Annotated in this window: 10 protein-coding genes; 4 read left to right on the forward strand and 6 right to left on the reverse strand. The window is 51.0% G+C overall.

What is annotated here, in order from left to right; genetic code table 11:
- Positions 1-59: 59 nt before the first annotated feature.
- Positions 60-1,349 (reverse strand): ABC transporter substrate-binding protein, encoded by a 1,290-nt coding sequence (locus B4O97_RS07845; RefSeq protein ID WP_158084206.1) that lies wholly within the window; start codon positions 1,347-1,349, stop codon positions 60-62.
- A gap of 400 nt (positions 1,350-1,749) precedes the next feature.
- Between B4O97_RS07845 and B4O97_RS07850 the strand changes: the two genes are divergently transcribed.
- Together B4O97_RS07850 and B4O97_RS07855 are read left to right on the forward strand one after the other, a co-directional pair.
- Positions 1,750-2,742, forward strand: coding sequence for a sensor histidine kinase (locus B4O97_RS07850; RefSeq protein WP_158084207.1), 993 nt, complete (start codon positions 1,750-1,752; stop codon positions 2,740-2,742).
- A gap of 39 nt (positions 2,743-2,781) precedes the next feature.
- Complete coding sequence (locus B4O97_RS07855) at positions 2,782-3,474, forward strand: response regulator transcription factor (protein WP_083049799.1); 693 nt, start codon at positions 2,782-2,784, stop codon at positions 3,472-3,474.
- 14 nt (positions 3,475-3,488) lie between these two features.
- On the opposite strand, the gene B4O97_RS07860 is transcribed toward B4O97_RS07855, so the two are convergent.
- Together B4O97_RS07860 and B4O97_RS07865 are read right to left on the reverse strand one after the other, a co-directional pair.
- The gene (locus tag B4O97_RS07860) at positions 3,489-6,935 is read right to left on the reverse strand and encodes a DEAD/DEAH box helicase (RefSeq protein WP_083049800.1); all 3,447 of its coding nucleotides are present in this window, start codon (positions 6,933-6,935) and stop codon (positions 3,489-3,491) included.
- Between the two features lie 11 nt (positions 6,936-6,946).
- Positions 6,947-8,962 carry a DNA methyltransferase gene (locus B4O97_RS07865; RefSeq protein WP_083049801.1) on the reverse strand — a complete coding sequence of 672 codons (2,016 nt, stop codon included), beginning with the start codon at positions 8,960-8,962 and terminating at the stop codon, positions 6,947-6,949.
- A gap of 354 nt (positions 8,963-9,316) precedes the next feature.
- Between B4O97_RS07865 and B4O97_RS07870 the strand changes: the two genes are divergently transcribed.
- Positions 9,317-9,754 carry a CGGC domain-containing protein gene (locus B4O97_RS07870; RefSeq protein ID WP_083049802.1) on the forward strand — a complete coding sequence of 146 codons (438 nt, stop codon included), beginning with the start codon at positions 9,317-9,319 and terminating at the stop codon, positions 9,752-9,754.
- Positions 9,755-9,976: 222 nt separating this feature from the next.
- On the opposite strand, the gene B4O97_RS07875 is transcribed toward B4O97_RS07870, so the two are convergent.
- The 3 genes from B4O97_RS07875 to B4O97_RS07885 form a co-directional block, all read right to left on the reverse strand.
- Positions 9,977-11,308 carry a solute carrier family 23 protein gene (locus B4O97_RS07875; RefSeq protein ID WP_083049803.1) on the reverse strand — a complete coding sequence of 444 codons (1,332 nt, stop codon included), beginning with the start codon at positions 11,306-11,308 and terminating at the stop codon, positions 9,977-9,979.
- A 237-nt stretch (positions 11,309-11,545) separates the two neighbouring features.
- Positions 11,546-12,259: a deoxyribose-phosphate aldolase gene (deoC, locus tag B4O97_RS07880; protein ID WP_083049804.1), complete on the reverse strand. Its 714-nt coding sequence runs from the start codon at positions 12,257-12,259 to the stop codon at positions 11,546-11,548.
- Positions 12,260-12,319: 60 nt separating this feature from the next.
- Positions 12,320-14,332 (reverse strand): copper-translocating P-type ATPase, encoded by a 2,013-nt coding sequence (locus tag B4O97_RS07885; protein WP_083049805.1) that lies wholly within the window; start codon positions 14,330-14,332, stop codon positions 12,320-12,322.
- Positions 14,333-14,489: 157 nt separating this feature from the next.
- Here B4O97_RS07885 and B4O97_RS07890 point away from each other — a divergent pair, with 157 nt between their 5' ends.
- Entirely contained in the window at positions 14,490-16,061 is a 1,572-nt protein-coding gene (locus tag B4O97_RS07890; RefSeq protein WP_083049806.1) for an adenylate/guanylate cyclase domain-containing protein, read from the forward strand.
- Positions 16,062-16,078: the final 17 nt, after the last annotated feature.

Here is a 16,078-nt window from a genome sequence, read left to right on the forward strand (position 1 = left end):
CCTTCTAATTTACAATATGCGGGACCATAGTCTTACAGCCCCGCATATTGGCGATCAATTTACTTAGAAATTAGTTCTTCCCATTTTATAGCTGCATCATCAAGTGCTTGTTTTGCGCTCTTTTTTCCATCAACAAAGTTCTGCACTTCTATAGTCATGATTCGATTAAGTTCAACCTGGTATGGAAGATGAGGAATTGCCATAGCATTCGGAAGTCCCATCTGTTCGATAAAAACTTTCATATATTTATTTTCTTTTACAAAAGGTTTATCGGCTACAATCTTGTTTCCTGGCAAATCACCTGTTGCTCGACACCAGATTTCTCCGCCTATCGGACCGGAGATAAACTTAACAAGTTCCCAGGCTCCCTCTAATTTCTTTTCATCCTTTGCCGTACTCGAGGGTATGGCAAACAATGATCCTCGTACTATGGTTCCGTTTGTCTCTCCCCAAGGAAGAGTAGTAATTCCGAAATCCTTATCAGGATTCAGGTTTTTTTGTATTGCTACTCCCCAAGGGCCTTCAAACATCATAGCTATATTCCCAGCGGCAAAATTCCCACGTTTTTCCTTTTCACCATTCTGAAGAATACCCGGAACAGAAGTTTCGCTCTCAACCATCAGTTCCTTATAAAACTCAAGAGCTTTTACACCAGCGTCACTATTAAATACTGGCTTATTGTTTTCATCGACGATCTTTGCCCCAGCTTGAAACATGAGAGGGTAGATATCATACGTCATATTCGTAGGAGGTTCTGTTGCAAGAGTTCCGGTGAACGCATACTGGTTCTTTTCTGGTTTTGTAACCTTTTTAGCTATTTCCGTCAGTTCAGCCCAACTTTTCGGGGGCTGACTGATCCCCTCCCGTGCAAAAATATCCGTATTATAGTATAGGGCTACACAACCTGCATGCAGAGGTAGAGAATATCGTTTACCCTCAACCTGCATCTTAAACGCATCATAATACTGATCAAGAAAATTGGCCGGTTCTTCAGCGACAAGAGGGTCTAGAGTAGTTATGATCTTGGACTGTGCAAATTCTCCAACCCAGTCTACCTGAACAAGGATAACTTCCGGTAACTGTTGCGCCTGCGCTAATGTAACAACCTTGTCATGAAAACCATTAAAAGGATGATCGACAAGGGTCAGAGTGAAGTCTGGATTGGCTTTCTCAAATTCTGCTTTAAGCTCATCCATAACCTCTTGACCAACTTCTGTTGTTTTCCACTGCATCCATCTGATCTCTGTCTTTCCATCCGCAGTAGCTTCCTGTCCCCCGCCAGCCCAGACGTTCCCAATGGCAATCGTAATAATTATTATTACAGCCACAGTTCTGAGTTTTTTCCTCATGTATGCCTCCCGAACAATTTTTTTTACAATTCTCATAGTTAAGAACTGCACTGTTAGAAGAATAAACCCAAAATTCTGGATTCACAATTGTACCAAAGTACGCAATTGGTACTAATCCATAGAGTACTTAAGTACCTACGCAAGAAAATAAGTTACTTTTATGTTGTTCCGTGTTATAAATATTGATGTGAAGAGTGCTTTTTCAGCGGAAAAAGTCATTTGTCTAACCGCGTTATTAGGCTATTCCGTAGCTGCTTTACTTTTTCTATTCAGTCCACGAATAATACTATTACCAAAATACTGGGTTCAACAGGTACTAGTATTACTCATCATCGATTGCGGTTTGTCTATGATTCTATACCGGACAAAAAACTCAGTCGGCATAATCTGTATACTCTTATTGGAATACGCAATACTTTTGCTCATTAGTTACCCTGAAAGTGACGACCTACAGATTGCGACTGTGTTAATGTTCGTTCTTATTAGTGAGTCAAATTTCAAACTAAAAGGCTTTTCAGGATTCTTTCTTTCTGTAATCTTTATAGGAGTATTCGTAATAAGCCGACCTTCCGAACCTATCTGGTCATCAAACTTTTTTACGCCATCAGCAACGGATTTGATTGCCTTTTGTTTCTTTAGTCTTTTTACCTCCTCTTTAACAACTCTTCTCCACATGTATCAATCGATAGCAGTGCGAGAAATGCAGACGATTAAACAACTGGAAAATAACATCCATAAATTGACAAATGTAAATATCGATTTTCAAGATTATGCAGCGGCAATCGGTTTTCAATCCATTGAAAATGAACGAAAAAGAATCTCACGGGAAATCCATGATACAATTGGATATTCCCTTACAAATATAATAATGATGATGGAAGCAGCTTCAGATATTACTCCACAAGATTCTGAAAAGCTCTCATCTCTTATAGAAATCACAAGAACCCAGGCTCAGATGAGTCTGCAGGAAACTCGGCGTGCTCTTCGTGAGCTTCGAATAAATGAGCAAGAACAAATTTCTGGACAAAAGGCGATTAATAAACTTATTACAATCTTTGAGAAAGTAACAGGTGTTGAGGTTTCAATCGAATATGGAAATATACCATTAGTACTACCAGACGAGGTAAATAGTTTTTTGTATAGAATGATTCAGGAAGGGCTAACAAATGCATTTAAGCATGGTAAGGCAACCAGAATCTCAATTTATTTTTGGATGACCGAACAAAAGATTTTATATATCCATGTCCGCGATAATGGAATAGGAGACACAGGGGAGATAATTGAAGGAATTGGCATTGCAGGAATGAAGGAACGAGCAGAGAAATTACACGGTAAGGTAGAAGCGCGGTACGTATTCGATGGTTTCCAGTTATTTGCAGAAATTCCGCTTTAATTAAATTGTTAATCAAACTATTAGGGGTGCAATATCGTGATGGATTCTATTCGGGTATTGATGGTCGACGATCAGTTACTTTTTGTTGAGAGTCTGAAGGCAGTAATTGAAACGAGAGCAGATGATATATCCATAGTTGGAATAGCTAGTGACGGAAATGAAGCAATAACCATGGCCGAGCATTTTCGACCTGATGTTATTCTCATGGATGTGCGTATGCCTTCGTTGGACGGGGTAAAAGCAACCAGGATTATACATGAAAGATTTCCGGATATCCAGGTAATGATGTTAACAACTTTCGATGATGATGAATATGTTTGCGAAGCTCTTTCCTGTGGGGCAGTCGGCTATCTTTTGAAAGATATTCCGCCAAGTGAGGTAATTGCATCAATTCGAGCAGTTAAAGAAGGGTCGGTCTTAATTTCTGCTTCAGTAGCATCTAAAATCATTCGGATAATTTCTTCTAGTCATATTAAAGAAGAACATGAAAAGAATAGCGAAAAATTACCCGATGAACTAAAAGACCTCAGCCACAGAGAAAGGGAAGTACTTGTTCTCTTATCAAAAGGTTTGAACAATAAAGAAATTGCTGACCGTCTGTTTTTAGCGGAGCAAAGTGTTAAGAACCTTGTGAGTGTAATTTATTCAAAAATTGGTACTCATAGCAGGCTTGAAGCTATGCGCATCGTAATGAAGACAAATCTTTTTGATTCCGACCCCGATAACGATTAACTTAATCCTGGGAATCAGGATTTCAAAGCTTTGCTCAGTAATAGAATAGTGTCCATCCAATGTTGGAGTTCGGCGACTGCTTTTTCCAAGTCCGACAGCTCTTCGTCCTGGTGAGCAATATAATGGTTCCTAAAATCATTAACCCGGCTCACTGCCTGGAGCATATGCTTAGCACCGTTGAAGTCGAACACCTTTCTCACAGCCGAAAAGACTCCTCCGATCTCCAACGTATCTTCCAAGGCAAACTGCAGACAGTTCCGAAGTAATCCCGTCGGGGAGAGGCCGTTCCCGAAGACAATAGTCCGTTTGAGGTTGTATCCAAGCTGTTCGATCCGTTTCTGTTCTCCGTGTTCAAGGTCCGGAGGTAGCTTCGGAGTAAACCACCGCTTTTGATCCTCCACGGATCGTGGCAGGAGAGGCTCCAGCTGTTTCTGTACCACTCGGGTGCATACGTCGTCTATGGGGCCAAGAAGAGCGGTGAACGCCGGAGCGTAGCTCTTCGATTTCTTGTTGGCGAGGAACTCGGCCAGTTGTCCTGCCTGGACGACGGCATCCTTGTACCGGTCAGGAAGATACTGGAGGGTTTCTTCGGCGACCCACTTCAGGGTTTCCTCCTCTTCCTCGTCGTAGGGTTGCGCCTGTGCGAAAAGCGGCAAGTCGGGCATCCGTTCTTCGTCCAGGAGGGACTGGAGGCTCGGTTCGCACGCACGTGCAAGGGCTGATATCTCTGTAGCCGTTGAGCGTTTGTAGACCCCCTCCTGTATGTAGAGGTACTGCCATTTGGTACCAATCTGAGAAGCGGACTCGCACCAGGCTACCGCAGCTCGGGCTTTGCGGGGTACATCCCGGTCTTCCCTGCCTTTGGTCTCAACGAGAAAGTACGTTCCAACCTTGGTGCGGACGATGAAGTCCGGAGTGTAGAAGGCCAGCATCCCGGATCCCGCAATGTAGTCGATCCGGAGGCACTGGGGACCGGCATTCTTGGCGAAAGCGGCGACATCCGTTGCCTGGGTATCCGTAAACTGAGCAAAGCCGAGCTCGAGGCTGCGGTTGCAGGGAACGAGGTTGAATGGCGTGCGGTCCGCCTGGATTGTCGGATGCTTCTCACTGTGAGTGACCTGATAGGGCTTCCACTCCGAGAGCTTCATGGCATCCGGCAGATGCGACCGTTCCTGCCGCTTCGTGATCCGGGATCGGATAAGAGGTACGAACACAGCCCTGACATGCTCGGCAACGTCGGAATCGCCGATCCGGTTGGCGAGCTCCTGATCAAAGATGCTTGTCGGATTGTCGAACAGCACTGATTCGAAAAAGTGCTGAAGCAGGGGTGCCAGTTGCTTGTGCAAGCCCCGGACCCGGCAGACTTCTTCGAGCTCACGGGTGTAGTAGGAAATTGCTCCGGCACCATTGCTTAGGAGCGGGAGGTGAAGCTTCATCCGTTCGACGACTTCATTGGTAAGGAGTTGTCGTCCCTCGTACTCCAACTCCGTTGACGTAACACTTCCAAGGGGTAGCTTCGTGTACTTCGACTTCAACCACTCCTGCTCGATATCCTTCTTGGACAGACCGGAGACGTCGGCAACGGTCCGATAGCCGGGTGCCAGGCTTGGAACCTCGAGTTCCAACTCATCCAGGTCCTTATCCGGGTTATCGACATCCGGAAAGATCGAAACGGTGGTGCGAGGAACCTTCTCGGCGTCGACCTCGTCGATGAACAGCCCTTCCTGCTGAAGCTCCTGCCGATAGAGGGAGGTGAACTTGGGATGATCGACGATCGTCAGCATCTCGTGTGCGCCGGAGCTTCCCGGAGGCGTCATTCGACGCAGACCGCGCCCCATTGTCTGTTCAGGAAGGATGTTGGCCTTGGAACTGTACGGCCTCAACGGAACGATCGTGGTAACGTTTCTGACGTCCCATCCTTCACGAAGCATCAGGACAGACACGATGCAGCGATAGGGGCTTGAGTTCTGATCGAGCTCTCGGCTGAGTTTGCGAAGCTCATTGAGATCGTCGTCACTGATGTCCTTCTCGGATTCCTCAAAGACGTAGTAGGCGCTGTCTCCACGCCCCTTCTTCTTCAGCTTGCCCTTGAGGTTTGTGTGAAGGTTGATCGTACGACCGTTGAGCTCTTCAAAGGTGGGGTCGGTGTTGAGCCGTTGCGCGATCTGGTCGGCTTCCGTCGTATCGGAACACATCACGAAGAGCAATGGCTTCTTACCGCTTTGCTCCCATTCTTCTTTGCTCTTCTGCCATCGACCGTAGCCGAGGCGTAGATGAGTGTCGTATCGGTAGGCTGCATTGTCTGATGCGCCTTCATTGAGTGCCTGGCTGGTCCGTCCAATGATCGGCGTCTTGACGATACCGGAATCAACGGCTTCTCCCAGGGGCGTGTCACAGATGATGTGCTTGAAGAGCTGGCCCTTGTTGTCTTTGGGCGTGGCGCTCAGATCGATCTGTGCAAAGATACCGGTGCCACCGGATTGCTCGATGGAAGTGTGAAGGTAGGCGATTGCCTCGCTCCAGGCCGAACCGGGGTCCCAGACGTGGTGAGCCTCGTCGTTGAGGACCATAATCGTACGCTTACCAGCAATACGCTCCCGGAGCTCTGCACCGGAGTTAAATACCTTCGCCTTCTGAACCGTAGGACCCATGAAGGAGTGGAACTCTGCCTGCTTCTTGCCCTTCTTCTTGCTGTTGTCGTAGAGGCGATGAATATTCGTCAGGTAGATCGTCCCGCCGATACTGTCCGGAGCAGCTTCGTCCTGGAGCACAACGCTCATGTTCCAGTCGCCCTTCCATTCCGGGGGAATGAGAGGGTCGGTCTCGAAGATCTTGCCGTCACCGAAATCTTCCCGCAGACGCTCGTACACGGTGAGGTTTGGAGCGATGATCACGAAATGCTTCGCGGCGTTCGAGTAGGATTCTCGGAGGTTGTGAAAATAGCTCCACACAACCGCCAGGCTCATAATCTTGGTCTTTCCGGCACCGGTAGCGATCTTCTCCGCGTACCGTGGCCACAGATCCTCGTCAGGGGCAATACCGTAAGCGGCTTCCTTCTGCTGATCTGTTCCAAACTTCTCATAAAGTCCGCTCAATGTCGGGCTGTTGTGGATCTCGGCCAAATAGACGAGGGTCTCGATGGCTTCCCGCTGGCAGAAGTAGTAGCGGAAATCATACTCTTCCCCAGCAGGCGTGGTCTGCCGGTGGGCGCGCTGAAACCAGTACCCGAAGAGCTGGCGGGTCGTATCACTGGCTCCAGGGTAGTAGTTCTCCCGCCATTCGCTCACCTCACGTCGTAGACTCTGAACGATGGAGATCGAAGACCTGCGACGACCTGTCTTGATTTCAGATTGCCCAGCCTGCTTCCTTGCCGCTACACGATGAGAGTTGGGCTCTTCCCACGGCTCATAGAGTGGTTCGATGGCTCCAAGATTGATCCCGGCATTCGTTGATTCAGCCACTTCTCACACCCTCATACCGCAACGTCGACAGTGATACTGGTATCACATCCAAAGGTGTCCACAACCTTCACGCAGATCGTGTACGTTCCCGGCTTCTCGTATTGATGCTCTGCCTTACTGACCGTACTCAGCGACCTGTCCTTCCGGGTCCGGTAGTCCTGCCAGTGATGGTTGAAGGGACGGCTCGGATCCCAGTCGAAGTCGACAGCCCAGAAGTCGATGAAGTCGAACCCGCTTTTCACCGCGCGCTCCCTGATGGCCTCAAGCTCCTTGGTCGGAACCTCAGCCAGGGACGGCATGAAGTTGGTAAGTTTCACGTCCACCGTAGTTCCGGAAGCACTCTGCTTCACCACGGGCTCTGCCTCCAGGACGGCGACCTCCAACCACGGCGGCGGGGCAGTACGATTCCGTTCCATGATCTCCCTTGGGATTTGGATGAGTTTTAGCCGGACTCCATGCTTCTTCTCCAGGGCATTGACCGTGAGTCTGAGATCCATCTCAAACTCCCAGGAGAGGCAGTAACACTCGGAAGCCCCAGCTTGTGCGGTAGCGACGGCAACCTGTTCGGCTTCGTCGCGAGTGAAGATCGAGTCGATTTGATCCACGTGGCATAGGGCAGTACCTTTCCGTCCATGGATCAGCGGTGACGGCCGGTTCCTAGAGCCAAGGATCTCGGCCCGGAAGAATTCCAGCACGATCTTCCGGTGCTCTTCGTCGGCTCCCTCCAGATACTCCGCCTGCCACCACTGTCGTTCATAACGTCCGAGGTTGTAGACATCGAAAGCTCGGTACGGCTTCTGCTGATCTGCAAGCTCCCGTTGCACGTCGATCATGCGCTTGCGGGAGGTATGGATGGCATACCGTCCCAAGTCGGCCATTATCCAGCGGCGACCGAGCTTCTCTGCAACGGCTCCGGTGGTACCGCTCCCGCAGAAGAAATCAGCGACGAGGGCTCCTTCATTGCTACTTGCAGTCACTATTCTCTCAAGTAGTTGCTCTGGTTTTTGCGTAGCGAATCCCAATCGCTCATCTGACTGAGGAGGCACGATGCCGATGTCATCCCAAAGATTCTGAACCGCTTCTCCTTCGTTCTCGTCCAGGAAACGTCTGCGCTGGATTCTGCCACTCTTGTTTGCAGGGAATTGAAGACGACCTTCCTTATCCCACTCCTCCATCTTTGTTCGCGAAATCGCCCAGCCCTTCTCCGGCGGTTGGTACCCTTTGTATTCATACTTGAGGTTTGGCCGATAGCTCGGACTCGACAAATCTGCTATCCGATAACGTCGCCCATTCTCATCCGTGAATCGATAGAACTTGTCAACGTAGGACTGTTTCAATGGTTTCAGCGGAGTTATGAATGTGTTGGTGCTCGATTTCGTGAAAAAGAGTATGGAATCGGTCTGAGTTCCAAACTCGGTGGGTACCTTGTTTGTCTGGCCGCGGCCCGTCTTTCTCTTCCAGATAATCTCGTTCCTAAACGAAGCCCTTCCGAAGACCTCTTCGAGAATAGGCCTGATATACCCAACTGCCTGCCATCCAAGGTGGACGTAGATGCTACCGCTATCACAGAGGAGTTCACGTGCAAGAGTGAGCCGCTCATACATCATCTGAACGTAGCTATCCGTTCCCTTTCCCCAAGTGTCTCGATACGCAACCATCTCCAAGGTCGATTGGTCCTTGCCCAATGTTTCTTTCCCGTCTCCGATCGGCACGTTCATCGTGAAGTCCGCCCCTACATCAAACGGCGGATCGATGTAGATTAGGTCAATGCGTCCCCGAAACTCCTTCAGCAGACTCGCCATGACGAGCTTGTTGTCACCCCAAATCAGCCGGCTCCGAAAGTCGTCATTACGGCTTGTGGTCTTCTCGAAGTCCAGGAGAAACTCGCCGCCCTTAGAAGCCGCTTCACTCCGGGGCTGGTCGATCGTCTCGATCTTCTGCATCGGCATGGAGCTGCCGGCAACGTCAACCTCCCGGCGGTTGCCGAACTCGTCGTACTTGCCTTCCCAGACCAGCTCGGTCTTCATCGTCGAGAGCGGGTGCGGATTGTCTGGTCCCCAGGGACGGGTCGAATTTGATTTGGGCACTTTTGCAGGTACTCCCTTAACTCTATTCTATCTCACAGTACAAATTAGAATTATATTAATTAGTGTACCATAATCTCTGGCAGTCGTCGATTCGTATCTGCTGGAATATACTTCCTGCTCATCCTTCTCATTTTTGTTTCACAGTCCCTCAATGTTCATCAGTGGCCTTCCCTATCCTGTCCATCCTCCCCATCTTTGTTTCAGATTCCCATCCGGTACTCCATGTCGACTTGTATCTGACACTGGACGACATTAATTCCGGGTGAAATACTATGCGATAAAGGAGATAGAAAAATGAAAAAGATAGGAATCATAATTTGTCATAGATACCATACCTGTGCAGGGGGAAAATGCCTCCGGGCCATGCGCAACCGGGAAGGCGGCTTCTCTCTTTACAAGAATGATGAAATTGAACTTGTGGGAATCACAACCTGCGGAGGGTGTCCCGGGGGTAACGTTGAATATGCTCCGGCTGAGATGAAAAAGAATGGTGCTGAAGTCATCCATCTGGCCACCGGACTCGTAGTGGGGTATCCCCCCTGTCCGCGTATCGAATCGTTTTGCAATTTCATCCCTGCGAAATACGGATTAGAGGTGGTAATCGGTACACATCCGATTCCTCAGAACTATTTTACCACCCATGAAAAACTGGGGACCTGGAAAGGCAATGCATGGAAGGAACGTATCAAGCACGTACTTGCGGACGAGCCCCTTCGACTGGCCTATGATTGAGGCAGATAGCAAGGGATGATCGGCAAGATTCGCCACGGAGGCACGGAGATTTTTTGGAACACAGATAGACAGGACGGGAAGGATAGGATCTTAGGAAAGGAATGGAACTACGGAGACTCAGAGAACACAGAGATTATTCTATAATTCCTCTGCATCCCCGGTGCCTCGGTTGCCTTCCCTATCCTGTCCATCCTCCCCATCTTTGTTTCTGTTTTGTCTGTGCTACACTTCCGGCAGGCTTTCGGCTTCGTCCACCACGTGCTGTTCTTCATCAACCTGGTTCAGTGAAGGGGGCAGGATCAGGTTCAGAACAATTCCCACAAAGGTAGCCAGAGCAACATCGGCGAGTTCAAAATTGAGTCCTTCGGTGATGGGGAAGAAGATCTTTCCGCCGCCGATGCCGATTACCAGGATTACCGAGGTAATGGTCAGGTTCCGTTTGCAGGTATAGTCAACGCCGCTCTCAACGACGGTGCGGATACCTGCAGAGGCGATAATCCCGAAAAGCATCATACTGATTCCTCCCATAACGGGGGTCGGAATAGTCTGAATAAGGGCACCCACCTTCTGAATAAAGGAAAGCAGAACCGCGATCACCGCAGCACCGCCGATGACCCATACCGAATAAACCCGGCTGATTGCCATGGCGCCGATATTCTCACCGTAGGTTGTATTCGGCGGTCCCCCGAAAAGGGATGCCAGGGCAGTTGCCGCTCCGTCGCCGGCCAGCGTCCGGTGGATCCCCGGATTCTTGTAGAAATCCCTGCCCACAACCTTGCTCAGCACCATGGTATCTCCCAGGTGTTCGGCTATGGTGGCCATGGAGACCAGCAGGAAGGTCACGATGGGAACAATGCTGAACTTTGGAAGAACGAGTTTCGCAAAACCGAACCAGGAGGCTTCTGCCACGGGGGTAAAATCTATCAGACTGAAGGCCGGCAGAAAACTCCCCATGATCAGCGTAAACAGATAGCCCCCGGCGATTCCGATCAGGATCGGGATTACCGTGAAAAACCCTTTGAGCACGATCATGGAGACAATCGCTATACCCAGGGTCACAGCCGCGATAAGCGCGAAGCCGCCGTTGTATCCCTGGGAGGGGTCTGCAAAGGGGTACATGGCCATGTTCATGGCGGTGGGTGCCAGCTTGAGTCCGATTACGATGATGACACTGCCGATAACCACGGGAGGAAGCATCCTGTCCAGCCAGCCAGTCCCCGCCTGACGGATGATGAAGGCCACCAGCAGGTAGAAGAGTCCGACGCAGAATCCAGCGCCCAGGGCATACTCGACCCCGTAGGAAGCGCTGACGGCAATCAGGGGCGCGATATAGGCGAAAGAAGACCCCAGATACGTTGGGACCTTGCCGCGGGTTATTACAATGTACAGCAGGGTTCCGATACCCGAGGTGAACAGGGCCACAGCCGGATTCAATCCGGTAAGCAGGGGTACCAGCACCGTTGCACTGAACATGGCAAAGACGTGCTGGAAACTCAGGGGAATCCAGCGGCTTAAGGGCGGACGCTGTTCAACATCGTAAACAGGTTTGGACATGACGACTCCTTGGAATAATGGTTTTTTCTGGACCGATTCATGGAAACACTTCTTGAGGTGTGGGCAAAAAAAAAGCTTTCCCGCCGTTCGTGACAAACGACAGGAAAGCTATCTCCGAGGACCCTCGGCCCAAAAGTCCGGAAACTTATGTAGATGTTTCTTCCGTGCTTCCATAATTGAAAGCGTTTATACCCGGAAAAGAACTCCCGCGTCAAGGGGCGGACCCCGGATATAGATCTAGAGCCTGTCGATCCCCAGCATTTCCAGCTGATGGGTTATGCTGTAGCGTCCCGCAACCCGTTCAGCTCCGGCCTCGATGAAGGCCGCCGCATCCTCCAGGGTCCAGACACCCCCCGAGGCTTTAACCTTGATCCGGCCCTTTGCGCGCTGATGGAGCAGAGAAATATCGTGGACGGTTGCTTTGCCTTCGGCAAAACCGGTACAGGTCTTTACAAAATCGGCTCCCGCATTGCATATGACTTCCACCGCTTCAATCTTGTCGATATCCGAGAGAAATCCTGTTTCTATAATAACCTTTACCGTTACATCCGCGGATTTCGCTACATCCACAACGGCCCGGATATCCTCTTCCGCCTTCTTGTATTCGCCGTCCACCAGAAAACCGATGTTGATTACCATGTCGATCTCCCCGGCTCCGTCGACGATTCCCTGCTCAGCCTCCTTTACCTTGACGCTGGTCCTGGCTCCACCGGAGGGAAAGCCCACCACCACCTGGGGAGCGATCCCGGTTCCCTTCAGCTCCTCCGCCACCATGGGGATGTAGGCGGGGAAAACGGGAACCGCAGCGTACTTCATCCGTTGTGCTTCTTCGCAGGCTTTGCGGACCATCCCGGCGGTGGCATTCGGCACCAGGGCCCCGGAATAGTCCAGAATCGAGCAGATTTTTCGTATGGTTTGCAGATCTTCAGCAGAATTGGTCAGTAATTTCATGGTATCAGGCTCCTGTCCTGGAGATATAGGCTGTACTCCCTATTATCGAGGTTCGGAATCTTATCCGTCAACCAGTTTTTCCTTCGGTACACTGAGCAGTTTTGCGTTGATCGCCACAATTACCGTAGACAGGGACATCAGAATAGCCCCCACCTCCGGAGACATGATAATCCCCAGGGGAAAAAGGACACCCCCGGCAAGGGGTATCGCCACAACATTGTACCCCGTGGCCCATATGAGATTCTGAACCATCTTTCTGTGGGTTGCCCTGCCAAAGAGGATCAGGGCCGAAACATCCAGGGGATTTGAATTGACCAGGATTATATCCGCCGTGGCCGCCGCCACATCGGTACCCGATCCGACTGCAATCCCTATCTGGGCCTGGGCCAGGGCGGGAGAATCGTTGACACCGTCGCCGGTCATGGCCACATACTCCCCCTCTTCCTGAAGCTCCCGTATCTTCTCCTGCTTCTGGTCCGGCAGAACCTGGGCAAAGTATCCGTCAACTCCCAGTTCATCCGCCACTGCGGCGGCTGTCTGCTCATTGTCCCCTGTCAGTATCCAGCACTTGATCCCCCGGGACTGAAGCTGTTGTACAGCCTTGTAGGACTCCGGACGGATGGTATCCGCAAGGGCAATGGAACCGGTCAGTACCTTGTCTACAAGCAGAAATACCCTGGTTTCCGCCCCCTTGTCAGTTCCTCCCGGGACTTCAATATCCATTTCCGACAGGGCACCCGGGCTGAGGAGCATCACATTTTTCCCTTCAAGGCTTCCCCGTACCCCTTTTCCCTTGATGGCTTCAAAATCTTCAACCTCGGGTATTTTCAGTTTACGCCTTTCGGCCTCATGGACGATCCCCTTTCCAATGGGATGTTCCGAGTGCCCCTCAAGGCCCGCAGCCATGGAAACGACACGATCTTCGTCATACCCATCGGCAAAGGTGCTCACCTCACTGACCTCGAAATTTCCTTTTGTCAGGGTCCCGGTTTTATCAAAAACAACAGTGGTAATCCTGCGGGCATTTTCAAAAGCGGTCCGGTTCCGGATCAGCAGTCCGTTCTGTGCCGACTTCGAAGTGGAGACCGCCACTACAAGAGGTATGGCCAGGCCCAGGGCGTGGGGACAGGTAATAACCATCACGGTAGCCATCCGCGCAATGGAAAACTGGAGATCCCGGCCCGCAATGAGCCAGGCACTGAGGGTGATAATCCCGGCACTGATCGCGATAAGGGTCAACCAGAAGGCCGCTTTGTCCGAAAGGGCCTGCGTTCTGGATTTGTCGGCCTGGGCTTTCCGGACCATGTCGATTACCTGGTTCAGATAGTTATCTTCACCGGAACTCTCGACCCTGATCTCCAGAGAACCGTCTCCGTTGACGGAACCGCCGATAACCTCATCGCCTTCCCCCTTATCAACGGGTTTTGACTCACCCGTCAGCATGGATTCATCAAGATAGCTCTTTCCGCTGGAGACGATCCCGTCGGAAGGAATCTTCTCTCCCGGTTTAATCAGCAGGATATCTCCCTTTTCGACCTCTTCCAGAGGAATGTCCTCAACATTATTTCCATTTTTCCTGTGAGCCTCGGAGGGCATCAGCTGGGCCAGTTCCTCCAGGGCCGAAGATGCACTCAGCACCGATGACATCTCGATCCAGTGTCCGGCCAGCATGATGGCGATCAGGGTGGCAAGCTCCCAGTAGAAGGGTGTCCCTTCCAGACCAAAGCTCACTGCGGCGCTGTACAGATATGCAACCGATATGGCCAGGCCGATGAGGGTCATCATGCCGGGATTCCTGTTCCCGAGCTCATCTGCAAGGCCTTTCAGGAAGGGCCATCCGCCATACAGAAATATGGCCGTGGAAAGCAGAAAGACAAGGTAATCCGCACCGGGAAAGCTGAAACTGAATCCCAGCCAGCCCTGAATGAGCTCTGAAAGCCCGAGGACCGGGACCGACAGTACAAGAGTCCAGTAAAAACGTCGCCGGAAATCCCGTATCATCATTCTGTGGTGATCAGTGTGGGAATGATTCTTTTTCGTTCCGTGGTTTTTCGGGTTTGCTTCTGACTTCATCTTTAAAAGGTACTAGACAGGAGCAGAGAGTCAAATTTTGTCCTCCGGGGAATATGCATCGGTGCCTGTCCCCATATTTTTATACATATTTTTTCAGTAGATTATCCTTATGCGCTCCTATATACTGAAATCAGCTGAATTACACGGAGACAGGACTATGCTGACAACTCAGGAAGAGGCTCTTACGCAACTCGTTCGGACCAGCATGCTGATGTCCGAGGAGTTCCAGTTCCGCCCCCTGATATCGCGCCTGGTGGAGCAGGCCCAGGACGTTACCCAGTCCGACCTGTCTGCCTTTTATGTCTACGAGAATCCCGCAAACGCAAAAAGCAGACTGCGTCTCGGATACAAACGGGGCCGCTACGAAATTCCCAAATCCCTGAATGCCGGCAACGAGATCGTCGATTTCATAGGAGACTGCGGTGAGGCGGTGGTTCTGCTGGAACGTAAACCGAGTCCATTCCTCGGGGTCCTTCTCCATGACGAAATGAAAAGCGGAATGGCGATTCCCATAAAGACGGCCAGGGAAAAAATCGGGATACTCTTTATCAACTCCCGCAGCACCGGCTTTTACAGCCGGATACGCTTTGCCTTCGTAGAGTCCTTTACCCGGCTCGCCGGAGGCATGCTGCATAACGCCCGGCTGCTTCAGGAGACCCGGGAATACCTGCAGCGAATCGAGGAGATGGAACGCTACCAGGAGAATATCTTCTCTTCCATGACGAACCTTCTGATTACCACGGATGAATCCGGAGCTATCCATTATTTCAACCAGGCCGCGGCGGAGCGTATGAATCTTTCCCGGGAAGACATTGGACGCCGTATCAGCGATTTCTTTCACAAACGGATAGGGAAAAAGGTCATCAATGCCCTGGAAAAAACCCAGGAAAGCGGAAACGAGGTCCTTGGAATCGAAGGTATTTTCAAGGGAAATGAGAAAGAGATAGATTTCTCCCTGAACCTGTCACCCCTGAAGGGCAAGCGGGGACGACACGAAGGGCTTACCCTGCTGTTCACCGACCAGAGCCGGGAACGGGAACTGAAGGAGAACATGGAAGTCGCCAAGGAAGAGCGGCGGGTAATCAAGGACATGTTCGCCCGCTACATGTCCAACGATCTGGTGCAGCAGCTGATGGATACCCCGGACCTTATCAAACCCGGGGGAGACCAGAAGCGGGCGACCCTTTTCTTTGCCGACATCGTGGGCTACACTGCCTTTTCCGAAGGCAAGGAACCTGCTTATATTATCGAACTGCTGAACGGATTCTTCTCCGAGGCCGTCGAGGTTGTTCTGAAAAACCGGGGCTATATCGACAAGTTTATCGGCGACTGCATTATGGCGGCCTGGGGCGTTCCCCTCTTTTCAGAGGAACAGGATGCGGTTAACGCTGTTTCCACCGCGGTGGAGCTCCAGCATATGGTTAAAGACAAAAAGCGGCGGTTCTTTACCGGTGAGGCAAAGGACCTGCGTCTCGCCATCGGCATGAACACAGGCCCTCTGGTGGCGGGGAACCTCGGCAGCAGCCAGCGAATGGACTACACGGTTATCGGAGACACGGTGAACCTGGCGGCCCGCCTGGAGGGAGTCGCCGGGGCAGACGAGATTATAATTACCCAGGAAACCCTTGAGCTGATCGATGGAAAATTCAAAGTCGAAAAGCGGGAGCCCGTCCGGGTCAAGGGTAAAGTGAAACCTATTCAGATATACAATGTGACCGATTTCCGTTGAGACCGATGCGTCGGGAT

The organism is Marispirochaeta aestuarii, from assembly GCF_002087085.1.
Classification (GTDB): Bacteria; Spirochaetota; Spirochaetia; order JC444; family Marispirochaetaceae; genus Marispirochaeta; species Marispirochaeta aestuarii.